Annotated in this window: 16 protein-coding genes and 1 pseudogene; 16 read left to right on the top strand and 1 reads right to left on the bottom strand. The window is 39.6% G+C overall.

Annotation, left to right across the window (positions count from 1 at the left end; translation table 11 throughout):
• Positions 1-124 precede the first annotated feature (124 nt).
• From rpsF to HMPREF1481_RS05885, 11 genes and pseudogenes are all read left to right on the top strand, one after another.
• Positions 125-415: a 30S ribosomal protein S6 gene (gene rpsF / locus HMPREF1481_RS05930; RefSeq protein WP_016466595.1), complete on the top strand. Its 291-nt coding sequence runs from the start codon at positions 125-127 to the stop codon at positions 413-415.
• 11 nt (positions 416-426) lie between these two features.
• Positions 427-897, top strand: a complete 471-nt coding sequence (gene ssbA, locus HMPREF1481_RS05925) for a single-stranded DNA-binding protein SsbA (protein ID WP_016466131.1) — start codon at positions 427-429, stop codon at positions 895-897.
• Between the two features lie 31 nt (positions 898-928).
• The gene (gene rpsR, locus HMPREF1481_RS05920; RefSeq protein WP_000068664.1) at positions 929-1,168 is read left to right on the top strand and encodes a 30S ribosomal protein S18; all 240 of its coding nucleotides are present in this window, start codon (positions 929-931) and stop codon (positions 1,166-1,168) included.
• 262 nt (positions 1,169-1,430) lie between these two features.
• A pseudogene (locus HMPREF1481_RS10905) lies at positions 1,431-1,499 on the top strand (GNAT family N-acetyltransferase); the annotation flags it as partial.
• Between the two features lie 80 nt (positions 1,500-1,579).
• On the top strand, positions 1,580-2,980 hold the full coding sequence (locus HMPREF1481_RS05915; RefSeq protein ID WP_016466130.1) for a bifunctional Cof-type HAD-IIB family hydrolase/peptidylprolyl isomerase: 1,401 nt from the start codon (positions 1,580-1,582) through the stop codon (positions 2,978-2,980).
• 1 nt (position 2,981) lies between these two features.
• Complete coding sequence (locus tag HMPREF1481_RS05910) at positions 2,982-3,344, top strand: S1 RNA-binding domain-containing protein (RefSeq protein ID WP_004252382.1); 363 nt, start codon at positions 2,982-2,984, stop codon at positions 3,342-3,344.
• A gap of 48 nt (positions 3,345-3,392) precedes the next feature.
• Complete coding sequence (locus HMPREF1481_RS05905) at positions 3,393-4,142, top strand: tRNA1(Val) (adenine(37)-N6)-methyltransferase (protein ID WP_016466129.1); 750 nt, start codon at positions 3,393-3,395, stop codon at positions 4,140-4,142.
• Positions 4,132-4,416 carry a GIY-YIG nuclease family protein gene (locus HMPREF1481_RS05900; RefSeq protein WP_016466128.1) on the top strand — a complete coding sequence of 95 codons (285 nt, stop codon included), beginning with the start codon at positions 4,132-4,134 and terminating at the stop codon, positions 4,414-4,416. The genes HMPREF1481_RS05905 and HMPREF1481_RS05900 overlap by 11 nt, the downstream gene beginning before the upstream one ends.
• 85 nt (positions 4,417-4,501) lie before the next feature.
• Entirely contained in the window at positions 4,502-5,437 is a 936-nt protein-coding gene (locus HMPREF1481_RS05895) for a manganese-dependent inorganic pyrophosphatase (RefSeq protein ID WP_016466127.1), read from the top strand.
• A gap of 63 nt (positions 5,438-5,500) precedes the next feature.
• Entirely contained in the window at positions 5,501-6,013 is a 513-nt protein-coding gene (locus HMPREF1481_RS05890) for a YiiX/YebB-like N1pC/P60 family cysteine hydrolase (protein ID WP_016466126.1), read from the top strand.
• Positions 5,997-6,647 (top strand): DUF1803 domain-containing protein, encoded by a 651-nt coding sequence (locus tag HMPREF1481_RS05885; protein WP_016466125.1) that lies wholly within the window; start codon positions 5,997-5,999, stop codon positions 6,645-6,647. Before HMPREF1481_RS05890 ends, HMPREF1481_RS05885 begins: the two co-directional genes overlap by 17 nt.
• A 34-nt stretch (positions 6,648-6,681) precedes the next feature.
• Here HMPREF1481_RS05885 and HMPREF1481_RS05880 read toward each other — a convergent pair whose 3' ends face one another.
• Positions 6,682-8,127, bottom strand: a complete 1,446-nt coding sequence (locus tag HMPREF1481_RS05880) for a UDP-N-acetylmuramoyl-L-alanyl-D-glutamate--L-lysine ligase (RefSeq protein WP_016466124.1) — start codon at positions 8,125-8,127, stop codon at positions 6,682-6,684.
• A gap of 105 nt (positions 8,128-8,232) precedes the next feature.
• Here HMPREF1481_RS05880 and HMPREF1481_RS05875 point away from each other — a divergent pair, with 105 nt between their 5' ends.
• The 5 genes from HMPREF1481_RS05875 (at position 8,233) to HMPREF1481_RS05855 (ending at position 17,605) form a co-directional block, all read left to right on the top strand.
• Positions 8,233-9,855: a putative polysaccharide biosynthesis protein gene (locus HMPREF1481_RS05875; protein ID WP_016466123.1), complete on the top strand. Its 1,623-nt coding sequence runs from the start codon at positions 8,233-8,235 to the stop codon at positions 9,853-9,855.
• 189 nt (positions 9,856-10,044) lie between these two features.
• Positions 10,045-12,003 carry a peptide ABC transporter substrate-binding protein gene (locus tag HMPREF1481_RS05870; RefSeq protein ID WP_016466122.1) on the top strand — a complete coding sequence of 653 codons (1,959 nt, stop codon included), beginning with the start codon at positions 10,045-10,047 and terminating at the stop codon, positions 12,001-12,003.
• A gap of 145 nt (positions 12,004-12,148) precedes the next feature.
• Complete coding sequence (locus tag HMPREF1481_RS05865; protein WP_016466121.1) at positions 12,149-13,243, top strand: cystathionine gamma-synthase; 1,095 nt, start codon at positions 12,149-12,151, stop codon at positions 13,241-13,243.
• Between the two features lie 4 nt (positions 13,244-13,247).
• Positions 13,248-14,414, top strand: coding sequence for a MalY/PatB family protein (locus HMPREF1481_RS05860; RefSeq protein WP_016466120.1), 1,167 nt, complete (start codon positions 13,248-13,250; stop codon positions 14,412-14,414).
• Between the two features lie 92 nt (positions 14,415-14,506).
• Positions 14,507-17,605, top strand: coding sequence for a DEAD/DEAH box helicase (locus HMPREF1481_RS05855; protein ID WP_016466119.1), 3,099 nt, complete (start codon positions 14,507-14,509; stop codon positions 17,603-17,605).
• Positions 17,606-17,647 lie beyond the last annotated feature (42 nt).

Below are 17,647 nucleotides of genomic sequence, written 5' to 3'. Positions count from 1 at the left end.
AAAATATAACTTACTTTAAGCTTGCGAAAAAAATTTTTTTCTAGTATAATAGTTTATTGTGAGCAAACCTCACTTACCCCATGCAATGACTTGGGGTCATTAGACCAAAAGGAGGAACATATCAATGGCTAAATACGAAATTCTTTATATCATTCGTCCAAACATTGAAGAAGAAGCGAAAAACGCTTTGGTAGCACGTTTTGACTCTATCTTGACTGACAACGGTGCAACTGTTGTTGAATCAAAAGATTGGGAAAAACGTCGTCTTGCATACGAAATCCAAGATTTCCGTGAAGGACTTTACCGCATCGTTAACGTTGAAGCAAACGACGACGCAGCTCTTAAAGAGTTTGACCGTCTTTCAAAAATCAACGCTGACATTCTTCGTCACATGATCGTCAAACTTGACGCGTAAGAAGGTAGATTATGATTAACAATGTTGTACTTGTAGGGCGTATGACACGTGACGCTGAGTTACGTTATACCCCATCAAATGTAGCAGTTGCGACTTTTACTCTTGCAGTAAACCGTACATTCAAGAGTCAAAATGGCGAACGTGAGGCTGATTTTATCAATGTCGTTATGTGGCGCCAACAGGCTGAAAATCTTGCTAACTGGGCTAAAAAAGGCTCTCTTGTCGGGATTACAGGTCGTATTCAGACTCGTAGTTACGATAACCAGCAAGGACAACGTGTCTACGTGACAGAAGTCGTAGCTGAGAATTTCCAAATGTTGGAAAGCCGTAGTGCTCGTGAAGGACAAAGTGGTGGAGCTTATTCTGCACCAACTGCCAGTCATTCAGCACCTACAAATTCAGTACCAGACTTTTCACGTGATGAAAATCCATTTGGATCAACCAATCCTTTGGATATTTCAGATGATGATTTACCATTCTAATGGACAATTAATACTATAAAGGAGAAAAAACATGGCTCAACAACGTCGTGGCGGATTCAAACGCCGTAAAAAAGTTGATTACATCGCAGCAAATAAAATTGAATATGTTGATTACAAAGATACTGAGCTTCTTAGCCGTTTCGTTTCAGAACGTGGGAAAATCCTTCCACGTCGTGTAACTGGAACTTCAGCTAAAAACCAACGTAAAGTAACAACAGCTATCAAACGCGCTCGCGTAATGGCTTTGATGCCTTTCGTAAACGAAGATTAAAGAAAAGACCCTTATGGGTCTTTTTTTCACGAGCATTGAAATGTGAGAGCGAGTTGAGGTCCGGTGGACCTCTTTTTCATGAGCTTGAAAATAAGAAAGCGAATTAAGATCCCGACGGGTCTTTTTTTCACGAGCATTGAAATGTGAGAGCGAGTTGGGGTCCGGTGGACCTATTTTTCATGAGATAGTTTTTTTTGACCTTGGCGTGCTATAATGGTAATAGAAAGAGTAAAGGTGGGTAAGTCAAAGATGAATTGTACGATTGGAAATGAATGCAACTAGCCAAAATAATGATGATTTGGTTTTGTATCTAGTAAAGGAATTCGGATAAGAGACAAGGATTTTATTGGGGATGTGGGATTTCTCTACTTTATGGTATAATGGAAGGAGTGAATTGAAGGAGGTATTATAATGGATGTCAAGTTAAGATACAAGGCTAAGAAGATTAAGATTATCTTTTTTGATATAGATGATACTTTACGAAATTCAAAGACTGGCTTTATTCCAAGCACTATTCCAACAGCCTTTAAACAATTACGTGATAAAGGAATTTTGACAGGAATTGCGACTGGTCGAGGTATTTTTGGTGTCGTCCCAGAGATTAAAGCCCTCAAACCTGATTTCTTTGTAACCTTGAATGGTGCTTATATTGAGGACAAAAAGGGCAATGTCATTTATAGTAACAAAATTGCTAAAGATAAGGTTGAAGAGTATATTACTTGGACCAAAGAAGTTGGGATTGATTATGGTTTGGTGGGAAGTCATGCTACTAAACTATCAAGGCGAACAGAGATGATTAGCCAGGCGATTGACCCGATTTATCCTGATTTAGAGGTGGACCCTGATTTTTACCAAAAAGAAGATATTTATCAGATGTGGACCTTTGAGGAGCAGGGTGATGACCTTGTCTTGCCTGAAAGCTTAGCATCGACTTTGCGTATGGTACGCTGGCATGAACATTCGTCAGATGTGGTGCCGATTTCCGGTTCAAAAGCAGCTGGAGTTGCCAAAGTGGTAGACCAATTAGGTCTTAAACCTGAAAATGTGATGGTTTTTGGGGACGGACTTAACGATTTAGAGCTCTTTGATTATGCAGGCATTAGTGTCGCTATGGGTGTTTCTCATGACAAAATCAAAGAAAAAGCAGATTATATTACAAAAACATTAGAAGAAGATGGCATCTTTGATGCCTTAGAAGGATTTGGTATGGTAGAAAAAGAATTACATTTTCCACAAGTAGACATTGAAGCAGTAGAAGGTCCAATTGCGACTATTAAGACAAATCATGGGGATATGCGTATCAAACTTTTCCCTGATCACGCACCAAAAACAGTAGCCAACTTTATTGCTCTATCAAAAGACGGTTACTATGACGGTGTGATTTTCCACCGTATTATTAAAGATTTTATGATTCAAGGTGGAGACCCAACTGGAACCGGTATGGGTGGTGAATCTATCTATGGTGAGTCATTTGAGGATGAGTTTTCAGAAGAACTTTACAATGTCCGTGGAGCCCTTTCTATGGCTAATGCTGGGCCGAATACAAATGGTAGCCAGTTCTTTATCGTGCAGAATCAACACTTGCCATATTCTAAGAAAGAAATTGCTCGTGGTGGTTGGCCAGAGCCAATTGCGGAGATTTATGCAGAACAAGGTGGAGCTCCTCACCTAGACCGTCGTCATACTGTATTCGGTCAACTTGCGGATGAAGCTTCTTATGAAGTTCTGGATGCAATTGCAGGTGTCGAAACAGGTGCAATGGACAAGCCAGTTGAAGATGTCGTAATTGAAACTATTGAAATTGAGGACTAAAATGAAAATCGGTGATAAGCTAAATGGCCGTATTACTGGGATTCAGCCCTATGGAGCTTTTGTTGAGTTAGAAACAGGAGTGACAGGACTGATTCATATTTCGGAGATTCGGACAGGATTTATCGAGAATATTTACGAGGTTTTAAAAATCGGTGATGAAGTCCAGGTACAAGTAGTAGATTTTGACGAATACACAGGGAAGGCTAGTCTTTCCATTCGTACCTTGGAAGAAGAAAAACATCAACTTCCTAGACGGAGACGTTTTTCGAATGATCGCATCAAACATGGATTCGCGCCGCTTGGTCGCATGATGCCTGTTTGGACACGAGAAGCCTTGGAACATTTAAAGAAAAACAGTAATTGATATCCCTCAAATCATTGTGATGTTATTATATTTTGCTATAATAGAAGTATGAACGAAGAACAATTATTAAAATCAGGAGAGCGCATTAATCAACTCTTCTCTACTGACATCAAAATTATTCAAAATAGTGAGGTTTTCAGCTATTCAGTGGATAGTGTACTTTTGTCACGCTTTCCTCGTTTTCCGAAAAATGGTTTGATAGTAGATTTCTGTGCGGGCAATGGAGCTGTTGGACTGTTTGCCAGTAGCCGAACCAAGGCTAAAATTCTATCTGTAGAAATTCAGGAACGTCTTGCTGATATGGCCGAACGCTCAGTACGTTTAAATGGGCTGGACGGACAGATGCAGGTCATCTGTGATGATTTGAAGAATATGCCTAGTCATATTCAGGGGAGCAAGGTTGATTTGATTTTATGCAATCCGCCTTATTTTAAAGTGGATCCAAATTCTAATCTGAATGAAAGTGAGCATTACCTTTTAGCTCGGCATGAAATTACAACCAATCTTAAGGAAATCTGTCGTAGTGCCCAGAGTATTCTCAAATCAAATGGACGTTTGGCAATGGTTCATCGTCCTGATCGATTATTAGATATCTTAGCTACGCTCCAACAGCATAATCTGGCTCCAAAACGTCTGCAATTTGTTTATCCTAAACGGGAGAAGGAAGCTAATATGCTTTTGATTGAAGCTATCAAGGACGGCTCCACTAGTGGTTTTAAGGTTTTACCACCACTCATTGTTCATAATAGTGATGGCTCCTATACACCAGAAATTCAAGAGATTTATTATGGATCATAAGGCTTATATGTATGTAGTTGAGTGTCGTGATGGTTCTTACTATACAGGCTATACAACAGATGTTAAGAAACGAGTTGCTGTTCACAATAGTGGCAAAGGAGCCAAGTATACACGAGCTCGATTGCCGGTAAAACTCATCTATGCAGAAGGTTTTGATAGTAAGGAAGAAGCAATGTCGGCTGAGGCTCTACTCAAACGGAAGAAGCGTCCTCAGAAGGAAAGCTACCTAAACGATAATCAAAATAAAAATCTAGTGAATGCTTTTAACCTATAAAGAGAAGCCTTTTAGGCTTCTCTTACTTTTGTCAAAAATTGAAAAAAATGCTACAATAAAGAGAATAAAGAAACGAGGTATTATCATGTCTAAGATTCTAGTATTTGGTCACCAAAATCCAGATTCAGATGCTATCGGTTCATCTGTAGCCTTTGCTTATCTTGCAAAAGAAGCATACGGTTTGGACACAGAAGCGGTGGCTCTTGGAACTCCAAATGAAGAAACAGCTTTCGTCTTGAACTATTTTGGTGTAGACGCACCGCGCGTGATCACATCTGCTAAAGCAGAAGGTGCAGAACAAGTCATCTTAACAGACCACAATGAATTCCAACAATCTGTTTCAGATATCGCTGAAGTAGAAGTTTACGGTGTGGTGGACCACCACCGTGTGGCTAACTTTGAAACTGCAAGCCCACTTTACATGCGTTTGGAACCAGTTGGATCCGCATCATCTATCGTTTACCGCATGTTCAAAGAACATGGCGTGGCTGTTCCAAAAGAAATCGCAGGTTTGATGCTATCAGGTTTGATTTCAGATACCCTTCTTTTGAAATCTCCAACCACTCACCCATCAGATAAAGTCATTGCTCCTGAATTGGCCGAATTGGCTGGTGTAAACTTGGAAGAATACGGTCTTGCCATGCTCAAGGCTGGTACAAACTTGGCAAGCAAATCTGCTGAAGAATTGATTGATATCGATGCCAAGACCTTTGAACTCAACGGAAACAATGTCCGTGTGGCTCAAGTCAATACAGTTGATATTGCTGAAGTCTTGGAACGCCAAACTGAAATCGAAGCAGCTATCCAAGCCACAAATGCAGCTAACGGCTACTCTGACTTTGTCTTGATGATTACAGACATCGTCAACTCAAACTCAGAAATTTTGGCTCTTGGTGCTAATATGGACAAGGTAGAAGCAGCGTTCAACTTCAAACTTGAAAACAACCACGCTTTCCTTCCAGGTGCTGTTTCACGTAAGAAACAAGTGGTACCACAATTGACTGAAAGCTTTAATGCATAATCATAGATGGGAAAGCCCATTGTTAAAAAGGAGTTTCGGCTCCTTTTTTGCTAGGAGAGAAGTATGTTAGAAAATGGCGATTTGATTTTTGTGAAAGATGATTCGAATATAGGACAGGCCATCCAGGAATCTACTGGTCACTATAGCCATGTGGCCATCTTTTTGGACGGACAGGTCTATCATGCCACGGTAGAAGGTGGTGTTCTTGCTCAGTCTCCTGATGAATTCTTTGAACACGAGAAAGTATATGACCTTTATCATTATGAGCAGATTGATTGTACAGAGGTCAAAAAGCGAGCAGAGAGTCTTTTAGGGGCTCCCTACAATGCGTCCTTTTATCCAGATGGAGATGGTTTCTATTGTTCCCAGTTTGTAGCAGAAATCCTCCCTATTTATGAGACCATTCCCATGAAGTTTGGTGATGATACACAGGAAATCAGTGATTTCTGGAGAGAATATTATCGAGAGTTGGGGCTTCCTGTGCCTCTGAATCAGCCGGGTACCAATCCCAGTCAATTAGCAGCATCTCCTTTTTTAGTTTGTAAAGAAAGGAATCTTCATGATTCAGATTTTTAATCCATCACGTTTGACGCGGCAACCATTTTTTAGAGACTTGGTTGACTATCTTGACCAGCATGATGATGTTATCCTCCGTGAAATCAAGGCTCAGTTTCCAGGGGTTGCAGTTGACAAGCACTTGGAGGAATATATTAAAGCTGGTTTCATCCTTCGAGAAAACAAACTCTATTCTCTTAATCTCCCTTTTCTAGAATCTACAAACTCTCTTGAACTAGACCAGGAAGTCTTTGTGAGAGATGATAGTCCTGTTTATCCAGAAATCCTAGAGAAACATTTTCAGACGGAATTACGCAATCAAACCAATACGGCTATCCTAGAAGAGTATACGGATTTTGCTAGGGAAAAGATGACCTTGTCTAATTACTTTTATAAGGTTAAGCACCAGTATCCGCTGACAGAAGATCAGCAGAAACTCTATGCTGTTTTGGGGGATGTCAATCCTGAGTATGCCCTTAAGTATATGACAACATTCTTGCTTAAATTTCTCAAAAAAGACCAGCTTATGCAGAAACGTCGTGATATCTTTGTCGATAGTTTAGTTTTGTTAGGCTACATCGTTCAAAATGTAGATGGGAAATATGAGTTGGCTGTAGAATTTGATAAAGAAAGATTAATTTTTATAAAAAGATAAAGGCTAGGAAATTTCCTAGCCTTCTTTTAATTTATTATAGATAACGTTCTGCGATAGTTGCATCTCCAGGATAGTCTTCCTTTTTGCCTTGGACGATTTGGTAGCAATCAGCTCCTTTACCAGCGATAATCACAGCGTCCAGTTCTTGACTTGTAACAGACATAGCAGCCTTGATAGCTTGCTCGCGATCGACAATCTTTTCAACTGGATGATGGATATAGCTACTGATTTCATCTGCAATGGCCATTGGATCTTCATAGTTTGGATCGTCAGCCGTAAGGAATACTTGAATTTCAGGATGTTGATCGAGGAGAAGTCCAAAGTCCTTGCGACGGCTTTCTCCCTTGTTTCCAGTAGAACCAAGAACTAAAGCAATCTTTCCAGTCTGATGTGTTTCAACAACTGAGATCAATTTCTTCAGGCTATCACCATTATGGGCGTAATCAATGAAAACTTTTGCTCCATTTTTCTGAGTGAGAACTTCCATACGGCCAGGGACACGAGTAGTAGCAATCCCTTTTTTAATGTCTTCAAGACTAGCACCTAAACGAAGGCAAGCAAGTCCAGCAGCGACAGCATTTTCTTGGTTGAAATGTCCAATCAACTGGATATCATAATCGCCAGCTAATTTACCAGTAGCTGAGAAGCTAAAGGCTTTGGAGTTTTCGATTTGGTTATCAGATTGGCTACCGTAGAAGTCATGCTCTTGGTTCTCAACTTGTTCTTTTAGAACAGAGAAGTGGTCCATATCGCTATTAATGACAACTGCTCGGCTATTTTTCATCAAGAGACGCTTGTGGTAGAAGTAGTCTTCAAAGGTTGGATGCTCAATAGGACCAATATGGTCAGGACTGATATTTAGGAACACTCCTACATCAAAAGTGAGGCCGTAGACTCGCTTCACCAAGTAGGCTTGACTAGAAACTTCCATAATCAGGTGGCTTCTTCCATTATCAACTGCCTGCGCCATCATATCAAAGAGGTCGATGCTTTCAGGTGTTGTCAGAGCAGACTTGAAGAAAGTTTTTCCGTCCAAAGTCGTATTCATAGTTGATAACATAGCAGGACGATGCTGCTGATTTAAGATATTGTAGGCGAAGTATGCCGCTGTTGTTTTTCCTTTGGTACCAGTGAAAGCGAGAAGTTTTAGTTTTTCCTGCGGATTGCCATAAAATTCCATGGCAATCAAACTCATAGCCTTCTTAATATCGCTAACAACGATGACAGGAATGCCTACTTCATAATCCTGCTCCGCTACATACCAACCGAGTCCTTGTGAGATTGCTGAAAGAAGAAATTCCTTCTTGAAAGCAGCTCCCTTAACAAAAAATAGGCTATTATCTTTTGCTTTTCGGCTATCGTAGCAGATGCTATCAAAAGTTACATCATTAAAATTATAGTGGTAATGTCCTTGGTCGATAATCTCACGGAAGAGATCGTCTTTCTTTAAAATATCTAATACGGTTTCAATCTTTATCATACTTTCTATTGTAAACTGAAAGTCTGAATTTTACAAGTAACAAGGAAAAGTTTATAATGGAAGATAAGGAACTTTTCCTAGTGATTAAAAATGAATGAGGAAGTTATGTCTAACGAAAATAATCATCAGCAGGCCCAGATGTTACGCGGGACTGCCTGGCTTACAGCTAGTAACTTTATCAGTCGTCTACTTGGAGCTATTTACATTATCCCTTGGTATATTTGGATGGGAACATATGCTGCTAAGGCTAATGGTCTCTTTACCATGGGTTATAATATCTATGCTTGGTTCTTGTTGATTTCGACAGCAGGTATCCCAGTGGCGGTCGCTAAGCAGGTCGCTAAATACAATACCATGCATGAGGAAGAGCATAGTTTTGCCCTGATTCGAAGCTTCTTAGGCTTTATGACTGTATTGGGACTTGCCTTTGCTTTGATCTTATATCTCTTTGCACCTTGGTTGGCCGATCTTTCCGGTGTCGGTAAGGATTTGATTCCCATTATGCAGAGTCTAGCTTGGGCTGTCTTGATTTTCCCGTCTATGAGTGTTATCCGTGGATTTTTCCAAGGGATGAATAATCTTAAACCTTATGCCATGAGTCAAATTGCTGAGCAGGTTATCCGTGTTATTTGGATGCTCTTAGCAACCTTTATCATCATGAAGCTGGGTTCAAAAGATTATCTATCAGCAGTTACCCAATCTACTTTTGCTGCTTTTGTGGGAATGGTAGCTAGTTTTGCAGTCTTGCTTTATTTCCTTTATAAGGAAGGATTGCTCCAAAAAGTTTTTGAAACTCGAGATAAGATTGATAGTAAGAGTCTTTTGGTTGATACGATTAAGGAAGCTATTCCTTTTATCTTGACTGGTTCTGCTATTCAGCTTTTCCAAATCTTGGACCAAATGACCTTTATCAATAGCATGAAATGGTTTACCAACTATAGTAATGAAGACTTAGTTGTCATGTTTTCTTATTTCTCTGCCAATCCTAATAAAATCACTATGATTTTGATTTCGGTTGGAGTTTCGATTGGTAGCGTTGGTCTACCTCTCTTGACAGAGAACTATGTCAAGGGGGATTTGCCAGCGGCTTCTCGTCTAGTTCAAGATAGTATCACCATGCTCTTCCTATTCCTCTTACCTGCAACGGTTGGAGTAGTCATGGTAGGTGAACCACTCTATACAGTCTTTTACGGTAAGCCAGATAGTTTGGCTATGGGCTTGTTTGTCTTTGCAGTTTTACAGTCAACCATTCTTGGTTTGTACATGGTCTTGTCTCCTATGCTTCAGGCTATGTTCCGTAACCGCAAGGCAGTCTTGTATTTTGTTTATGGCTCAATTGCAAAGATTGTTCTACAATTACCATCGATAGCTATTTTCCATAGTTATGGTCCCCTCATTTCAACGACTATCGGTCTTATCATCCCGAATGTCTTGATGTATCGTGATATCTGTCAGGTTACAGGTGCGCGTCGAAAGATTATTCTGAAGAGAACAATCTTAGTTACTATTTTGACTCTGGTTATGTTTATTCTAGTAGGACTCTTGCAATGGATTATTGGATTTGTCTTCCAACCAACTGGACGTTTCTGGAGTTTCCTATATGTCGCCTTAATTGGTACAATCGGTGGCGGGCTTTACGGAGTTATGTGTCTCTATACTCGTCTCTTGGATAAGGTTATTGGACAGGAAAAAGCAAATCAGTTACGAGCACGATTAAAATTATCATAATCCTTTATAAATAAAATGAGCAATTTGAACTTTTAAAGAAAAAAAGTTTAGATTGTTCATTTTTTCTTTAAAAAATACATAAAAATATAAAAAATGGAGAAAAAAGTAATTTTTTAACACATAAACGCTTGACTAAAAAAAACTTTAACTGTATAATGATACAAATATTTAAATTTGGAGGTTCTGGAGATGAAAAAGTCTAAGGCAAAATATCTGACGCTGGCAGGAGTTGTCCTAAGTGCAGGTCTGCTATTGGCGGCTTGTAGCAACTCAGCTAGCTCTTCAAAATCATACAACTATGTATATAGTAGCGATCCATCTAGTCTAAACTATCTCTTAGAGAATCGTGCAACAACAGGTGATGTTGTGACAAACTTGGTAGATGGTTTGATGGAAAATGACCAGTATGGAAATTATATTCCTTCATTGGCAGAAGATTGGACTGTATCCCAAGATGGTTTGACTTATACTTACAAACTTCGTAAGGACGCCAAATGGTATACAGCAGATGGTGAAGAGTACGCCCCAGTTACAGCACAAGATTTTGTGACAGGATTGAAGTATGCTGCGGATAAAAAATCTGAAGCTCTCTATCTAGTTCAAGATTCTGTTGCTGGTTTAGATGATTATATCAACGGAAAAACAACAGACTTTTCAACAGTTGGAGTTAAGGCTATTGATGATCAAACAGTGCAGTATACTTTGAAACAACCAGAAACTTACTGGAACTCAAAAACAACTGCGACTATTCTGTTCCCAGTAAATGCAGACTTCTTGAACTCAAAAGGGGATGATTTCGGTAAAGTGGATCCAGCAAATATCTTGTATAATGGTCCATTTATTCTCAAATCATTCACATCTAAATCTGTCATGGAATACAAGAAAAATCCAAATTACTGGGATGCAAAAAATGTATTCGTAGATGAAGTGAAGTTGACTTACTACGATGGAAGCGACCAAGATGCCTTGGCACGTAACTTCATGGAAGGAGTTTACAGCTACGCACGTCTCTATCCAAATAGTTCGAGCTTTGAAGGAATTAAGGAAAAGAATAAAGATAATATTATTTACAGTATGCAAGATGCGACATCCTACTATTATAACTTTAACCTAGATAGACAATCTTATAACCATACTTCAAAAACAACTGATGCTGAAAAGACAGCCCAACAAGAAGCAGTTTTGAATAAATCATTCCGTCAGGCTATCAACTTTGCCTATGACCGTACTGCTTATGGTGCCCAATCTCAAGGGGAAGATGGAGCAACTAAGATTATCAGAAACTTGCTCGTTCCACCATCATTCGTTACTCTTGATGGTAAAGATTTTGGTGATGTCGTAGCTTCTAAGATGGTCAATTACGGTCAAGTATGGCAAAATATGAACTTCGCTGATGCCCAAGATGCTTACTACAATACCGATAAGGCCAAAGAAGTCTTTGCTCAAGCCAAGAAAGAATTGGAAGCCAAAGGTGTTCAATTCCCAATTCACCTGGATTTACCGGTTGACCAAACCTTTAAGAAGGGGGTGTTAGAGGCAAGTTCTTTCAAACAGTCTATCGAGTCTGTTTTGGGTGCAGATAATGTCGTCATCGATATTCAAATGCTGACTACTGAGGAAATGGATAGTATTGGTTATCTAGCGAATACAGCTGCACAAAAAGACTATGACCTCTATAACGGTGGTTGGGGACCAGACTATCAAGATCCATCAACCTACCTCGATACTCTTAGCTTAACAAGTGGTGGCTCACTACAAAACCTCGGTTTGGAACCAGGAGCAACCAATGCTAAAGCAACAGCTGTTGGTTTGGATGTCTATACTAAGATGTTGGAAGAAGCCAATGCTGAACAAGATTTGAACAAACGTTATGATAAATACGCTGAAGCCCAAGCTTGGTTGGTGGATAGCTCTCTAGCAATTCCAAACGTTTCTAAAGGTGGAACACCTACATTGAGAAAAACAGTTCCATTCTCTGCCGCCTTCTCTCAAGCTGGTAATAAGGGTGTTGAATCCTACAAATACGTGAAATTGCAAGATAAGATTGTCACAACAGCTGAGTATGAAGAAGCTAGACAAAAATGGCTGAAAGAAAAAGAAGAATCTAATAAAAAAGCCCAAGAAGATTTTGCTAAACACGTTAAGTAATCAGTCTATTCAACAGGAAAAACGATAGTTTCTCAGGAAGCTATCGTTTTTATATAGTTTGAAACTATAACTAGCTCTTGAAAACAAGAAAACGAAGGATACAAAATAAGTGGTACAATAGTTACTATAGATTTGGAGGTATTGTATGAGTAAATCATTTCACATCAACACAATTTTAGCACAAGCAGGGATCAAGTCTGATGAGGCAACAGGAGCTTTGGTTACACCAATTCACTTTTCAACGACTTATCAGCACCCAGAATTTGGTCAATCAACTGGATTTGACTATACCCGCACCAAAAACCCAACACGTAGCAAGGCAGAGGAAGTTTTGGCAGCTATTGAATCAGCCAAGTATGCTTTGGCGACTAGTTCAGGTATGTCTGCGATTGTGTTAGCCTTTAGTGTCTTCCCAGTAGGAAGCAAGGTTTTAGCTGTCCGTGACCTTTACGGTGGCTCTTTCCGCTGGTTCAATCAAGTGGAGCAGGAAGGACGTTTCCGCTTTACCTATGCCAACACAGAAGAAGAGCTAATTGCCGAGCTAGAAAAGGATGTGGATGTACTTTATATCGAAACACCAACCAACCCTTTGATGTTGGAATTTGATATTGAAAAATTGTCAAAATTAGCTCATGCTAAGGGTGCTAAAGTTGTCGTCGACAATACCTTCTATAGCCCGATTTACCAACGTCCAATTGAAGATGGAGCAGATATTGTTCTTCATTCAGCGACAAAATACCTTGCAGGCCATAATGATGTTCTAGCTGGTGTAGTTGTGACAGATAATGCTGATTTGTACGAAAAACTCTTTTACAATCTCAACACGACAGGGGCTGTTTTGTCACCATTTGATAGTTATCAATTGATTCGTGGTCTTAAAACATTGTCACTTCGTATTGAGCGCTCAACAGCTAATGCTCAAGAAATCGTAACCTTTTTGGAACAATCACCTGCAGTCAAAGAAGTCTTGTATACAGGACGTGGAGGGATGATTTCCTTTAAAGTAGCTGATGAGAAGCGTATTCCTCATATCTTAAATACCTTGAAAGTATTTTCTTTTGCTGAAAGTTTAGGTGGGGTTGAAAGTCTGATTACCTACCCAACTACTCAAACCCATGCAGACATTCCTGCAGAAGTTCGTCATTCTTATGGATTGACAGATGACCTTTTGCGCTTGTCTATTGGTATTGAGGATGCTAGAGATTTGATTGAAGACTTGCGTCAAGCCTTGGAAGGATAAGACTATGGGAAAATATGATTTCACGACCTTGCCCAATCGTTTTGGACACCATACCTACAAATGGAAAGAAGCAGAAACTGACCGAGAAGTATTGCCGGCTTGGATTGCTGATATGGACTTTGAAGTGTTACCTGAGATTCGTCAGACTGTTCATGACTATGCTGAGCAATTAGTCTATGGCTATACCTATGCTAGTGATGGGTTGATTGAAGCTGTTCAAAATTGGGAGGAAAAACAGCACGGTTATCGCTTTGATAAGGATGCTCTAGTTTTTATCGAAGGAGTAGTACCTGCCATTTCAACAGCCATTCAAGCTTTCACCAAGGAAGGTGAAGCAGTCCTCATTAACACACCGGTTTATCCTCCTTTTGCTCGTAGCATTAAGCTCAATAATCGTAGACTAATCACCAACTCTCTAGTAGAAAAAGACGGACTTTTTGAGATTGACTTTGAACAATTGGAGAAAGATTTTGTCGAAGAGGAAGTGAAACTCTATGTTCTCTGCAACCCTCATAATCCTGGTGGACGCGTTTGGGAGAAAGAAGTTTTAGAGAAGATTGGACAACTGTGTCAACAACATGGAGTCTTGCTAGTTTCAGATGAGATTCACCAAGACGTGGCTTTATTTGGAAACAAGCACCAGTCATTCAATACGGTAAATGAAGCCTTCAAAGAATTTTCACTAATTTTAAGCAGTGCTACCAAGACCTTCAACATTGCAGGAACCAAGAATTCTTACGCTATCATCGAGAATCCTAAATTAAGAGTGGCTTTCCAAAAACGCCAGCTTGCTAATAATCAACATGAGATTTCAGGTTTGGGTTATTTGGCAACGGAAACAGCTTATCGCTATGGTGAAGACTGGTTAGCAGAACTCAAAGAATTAATCGAGAAGCACATTAATTATGTAGTCGATTTGTTTGGGAAAGAAACTAAAATCAAGGTCATGAAACCTCAAGGGACCTATCTCATTTGGCTTGATTTTTCAGCCTATGATATTAGCGATGAAGAACTAAGAAAACTCTTGAGAGACCAAGCCAAGGTTATCCTGAATAGGGGCTTGGACTTTGGTGAAGAAGGAGCTCTCCATGCTCGCTTAAATGTAGCTATGCCTACATCTGTCTTGGAAGAAGTTTGCCAACGAATCATTGCCACTTTTTCAAATTATTAAAAAACTAGCCTTTTAGGAGAAAAGTACTCCTAGAAGGCTATTTTCATAGACAGAAATGTGGTATAATTAAGAGATAAAGTAAAGGGGACACTATGGCTAAATTGATTCCAGGAAAGCTTCGAATGGAGGGAGTAGAACTCTACGAAACTGGTCAGATTGAAATCATTAAAGAACAAGATCATCGCATCTATGCGCGTGTAGCGGATGAAGAAATTCGCTATAGTTTGGATGATGATTTGATTTTTTGTACCTGTGCATTTTTCAAAAAAAGAGGTTACTGTGTTCATTTGGCGGCATTGGAATATTACCTGAAAAATGACCAACTAGGGCAAGAAATCTTACTCAATCTAGAGGCTAATCAGGAAGAAAAGGAAATTGTTGAGACACAAGTGACTTTCGGAGGAAAATTCTTGGAGTCTATCCAAGTACCTAGTCAGTCTGACCTCTATCAGCTTTCTGCTCAAGGACAGGTGGAAGCAGGAACCAATCGCCTTATCTGGACTTTAAGGATTGGTCTTTCTAAGCAAGAAAAATTTTATGTAATCAGGGATATTTCTCTGTTTTTAAAAGTCATAGAGACCGCTAAACCATACATGATTGGGAAACATTACGAGACCTCATTAAGACTTGAGTATTTTGATAAAGCCAGCCAAGAAGTTTTGAGTTTCTTGCTAGGACTGGTTGAGGAGAAAACGGACAATCCTATTTTTTTCCCAAATCAAGGGCGACATCTCTATTTCCCTAAGACTTTTTTTGAACAAGGTGTCTGTCTTCTGATGGGCTTAGATGTATTCCAATTTGATCATCAGCTTACAACTTATCACCATCTTCTTTTCCAAGACTTTGATGATCAAGCAGGTTTGTTTACTTTTGAGATTAAAGAAAAATCCAACTATTATGAGATGGAAATCCTCGAACGGACAGGGGTCAATGCCTTTTATGGGGGACAAGTTTTATTCTCTAAAGGCAATTTTTACCTATTGACGAAAAAACAGGCTAGTCTATTAGATGCGCTTAGAAAAGTTCCTTTAGATCATAGTGGTAGAAAGATTTTACAGTTTGATAGTAGCGATCGAGATCTCTTAGCTTCGACTCTGTTCCAGTTTAAAGAACTCGGAAAAGTAGAGGCACCTGACTCGCTTCACATCCAATCTTTTCGTCCCATTTTCTACATGGAACGAGAAGAGGATGGCTCTATTCGTTTGGATATGCAGTTTCAGTATGAGAAATACCTAGTAACCAATCGCAATGAACTAGAGAACCTCCCTTTTGCGAGTGATATTCAACTAGAAAAAAGGATTTTTCAGCTGGCTCTATCAGCTGGATTTGAAGCAGATTTTCGTTCATGGCGTCAGAGTTTGAAAGCTGATGCAGTCCATACTTTCTTTCAGGAAATTTTGCCAGCCTTTGCGGTGCTTGGAGAATTAAAGATTTCTGAGAGTTTGCAGGAGCTTTATCGAGTTCAGAAACCTCAAGTCCACATCTCGTCCAAGGGAAGTCTTCTAGAAATTCAATTTGATTTTCAGGATATAGATCAAGAAGAAATTAATCGAGCGATGAAGGCTCTGGTTGCAAAGCAAGATTATTATATTTCTTCCACTAACCAGGTTTATTATTTCGACGAAGAGACCAAGCGTATTCGTCAGGATTTGGATGATTTGGGAATTGGAGAGATAGAGAGTGATACTTTCCATGCACGCAAATCTTTAGCTTATACCCTTTCTTATCTTTTTAAGGATCAGGACCAAGTAACATTTACCGAAGAATTTAAGCATTTAGCACACGATTTGACGCATCCAGAGGATTTTCCGATGACAGCTCTGAATATCAAAGCTGATCTCAGAGATTATCAGAAAAAGGGGATTCAATGGCTTCAAATGCTTCACCATTATGGATTTGGCGGGATTTTGGCGGATGATATGGGACTTGGCAAGACCTTGCAAGCTATTGCCTTTCTGAGTAGCCAGATGCACGAAAACAGTCGAGTCTTAATTCTTGCTCCATCGGGTCTCATCTATAATTGGGCCGATGAGTTTCAAAAATTTGCACCGAATTTGGATGTGGCTGTTGTGCATGGATTGAAACCTTATCGAGAGACTATTTTAGCAGAAAAACATCAGATTTATGTGACTAGTTATGCTACTTTCAGGCAAGATAGTGAAATCTACAAAAATTTATCATTTGATTTTCTATTTCTAGATGAAGCTCAGGTGATGAAAAATGCCCAGACTAAAATTGCGAAAACTTTGAGAAAGTTTGTGGTACCATCAGTTTTTGCTCTATCTGGAACACCGATTGAAAATAACCTTGGCGAATTGTGGTCTATTTTTCAAATAGTCTTACCTGGACTTTTACCAGCAAAAAAAGACTTTATGAAATTACCGGCTGAGAGAGTGGCTCAGTTTATCAAACCATTTGTCATGCGTCGTAAAAAAGAAGAAGTCTTAACTGAATTGCCTGACCTGATAGAAGTCGTTTATAAAAATGAACTGGAAGATCAGCAAAAGGCTATCTATCTAGCTCAACTACAACAGATGCAAGAACGTATAGAGCATGTGACAGCTGCAGAATTTCAACGAAATCGTGTCGAAATTTTAACAGGTCTCATGCGTCTCCGTCAGATTTGTGATACTCCAGCCTTATTTATGGAGGATTACAGCGGAGATAGCGGGAAGCTGGATAGTTTACGAGATTTGCTGAGTCAGATTGCTGAAGGAAATCATCGTGTACTCATCTTTTCTCAATTTAGGGGGATGCTAGACCGTATTGAAGAGGAGTTACCTCAGCTTGGCTTAACTTCCTTTAAGATTACAGGTTCAACTCCCTCACAGGAACGCCAAGAGATGACCAAGGCTTTTAATCAAGGTGACCGTGATGTGTTTTTGATTTCTCTAAAAGCTGGTGGTGTTGGTCTCAATCTTACTGGTGCTGACACAGTTATTCTGGTCGACTTATGGTGGAATCCAGCAGTCGAATCACAGGCTATTGGTAGGGCTCATCGCATGGGACAAGAACAAGCTGTTGAAGTTTATCGCCTAATAACTCGTGGAACAATCGAAGAGAAGATTCAAGAATTGCAAGAGCAGAAAAAAAATCTGGTTTCAGAAGTCTTAGACGGAACAGAATCTCGTGGTAGTCTGACACTTACTGAAATTCAAGAAATATTAGGAATTTCACAAGTCAGGACTTGAAAAATCAAGACTTTACGCTATAATGGAGTATTGAAAGGAAAT

Origin of the sequence: Streptococcus sp. HPH0090 (assembly GCF_000411475.1) — a bacterium.
Taxonomy (GTDB): Bacteria; Bacillota; Bacilli; order Lactobacillales; family Streptococcaceae; genus Streptococcus.
The sequence above is the reverse complement of the archived record's forward strand: the minus strand, read 5'-3'. Positions and strand labels throughout refer to the sequence as shown.

What these genes read in the sequence shown, in the direction of transcription:
- HMPREF1481_RS05885 (WP_016466125.1), top strand. Translation starts at nt 5,997, where the DNA reads ATGATTCAGATTTTTAATCCATCACGTTTGACGCGGCAACCATTTTTT.
- HMPREF1481_RS05875 (WP_016466123.1), top strand. Translation starts at nt 8,233, where the DNA reads ATGTCTAACGAAAATAATCATCAGCAGGCCCAGATGTTACGCGGGACT.
- HMPREF1481_RS05900 (WP_016466128.1), top strand. Translation starts at nt 4,132, where the DNA reads ATGGATCATAAGGCTTATATGTATGTAGTTGAGTGTCGTGATGGTTCT.
- HMPREF1481_RS05890 (WP_016466126.1), top strand. Translation starts at nt 5,501, where the DNA reads ATGTTAGAAAATGGCGATTTGATTTTTGTGAAAGATGATTCGAATATA.
- HMPREF1481_RS05865 (WP_016466121.1), top strand. Translation starts at nt 12,149, where the DNA reads ATGAGTAAATCATTTCACATCAACACAATTTTAGCACAAGCAGGGATC.
- HMPREF1481_RS05860 (WP_016466120.1), top strand. Translation starts at nt 13,248, where the DNA reads ATGGGAAAATATGATTTCACGACCTTGCCCAATCGTTTTGGACACCAT.
- ssbA (WP_016466131.1), top strand. Translation starts at nt 427, where the DNA reads ATGATTAACAATGTTGTACTTGTAGGGCGTATGACACGTGACGCTGAG.
- HMPREF1481_RS05895 (WP_016466127.1), top strand. Translation starts at nt 4,502, where the DNA reads ATGTCTAAGATTCTAGTATTTGGTCACCAAAATCCAGATTCAGATGCT.
- HMPREF1481_RS05915 (WP_016466130.1), top strand. Translation starts at nt 1,580, where the DNA reads ATGGATGTCAAGTTAAGATACAAGGCTAAGAAGATTAAGATTATCTTT.
- HMPREF1481_RS05855 (WP_016466119.1), top strand. Translation starts at nt 14,507, where the DNA reads ATGGCTAAATTGATTCCAGGAAAGCTTCGAATGGAGGGAGTAGAACTC.
- HMPREF1481_RS05870 (WP_016466122.1), top strand. Translation starts at nt 10,045, where the DNA reads ATGAAAAAGTCTAAGGCAAAATATCTGACGCTGGCAGGAGTTGTCCTA.
- rpsR (WP_000068664.1), top strand. Translation starts at nt 929, where the DNA reads ATGGCTCAACAACGTCGTGGCGGATTCAAACGCCGTAAAAAAGTTGAT.
- rpsF (WP_016466595.1), top strand. Translation starts at nt 125, where the DNA reads ATGGCTAAATACGAAATTCTTTATATCATTCGTCCAAACATTGAAGAA.
- HMPREF1481_RS05910 (WP_004252382.1), top strand. Translation starts at nt 2,982, where the DNA reads ATGAAAATCGGTGATAAGCTAAATGGCCGTATTACTGGGATTCAGCCC.
- HMPREF1481_RS05905 (WP_016466129.1), top strand. Translation starts at nt 3,393, where the DNA reads ATGAACGAAGAACAATTATTAAAATCAGGAGAGCGCATTAATCAACTC.
- HMPREF1481_RS05880 (WP_016466124.1), bottom strand. Translation starts at nt 8,127, where the DNA reads ATGATAAAGATTGAAACCGTATTAGATATTTTAAAGAAAGACGATCTC.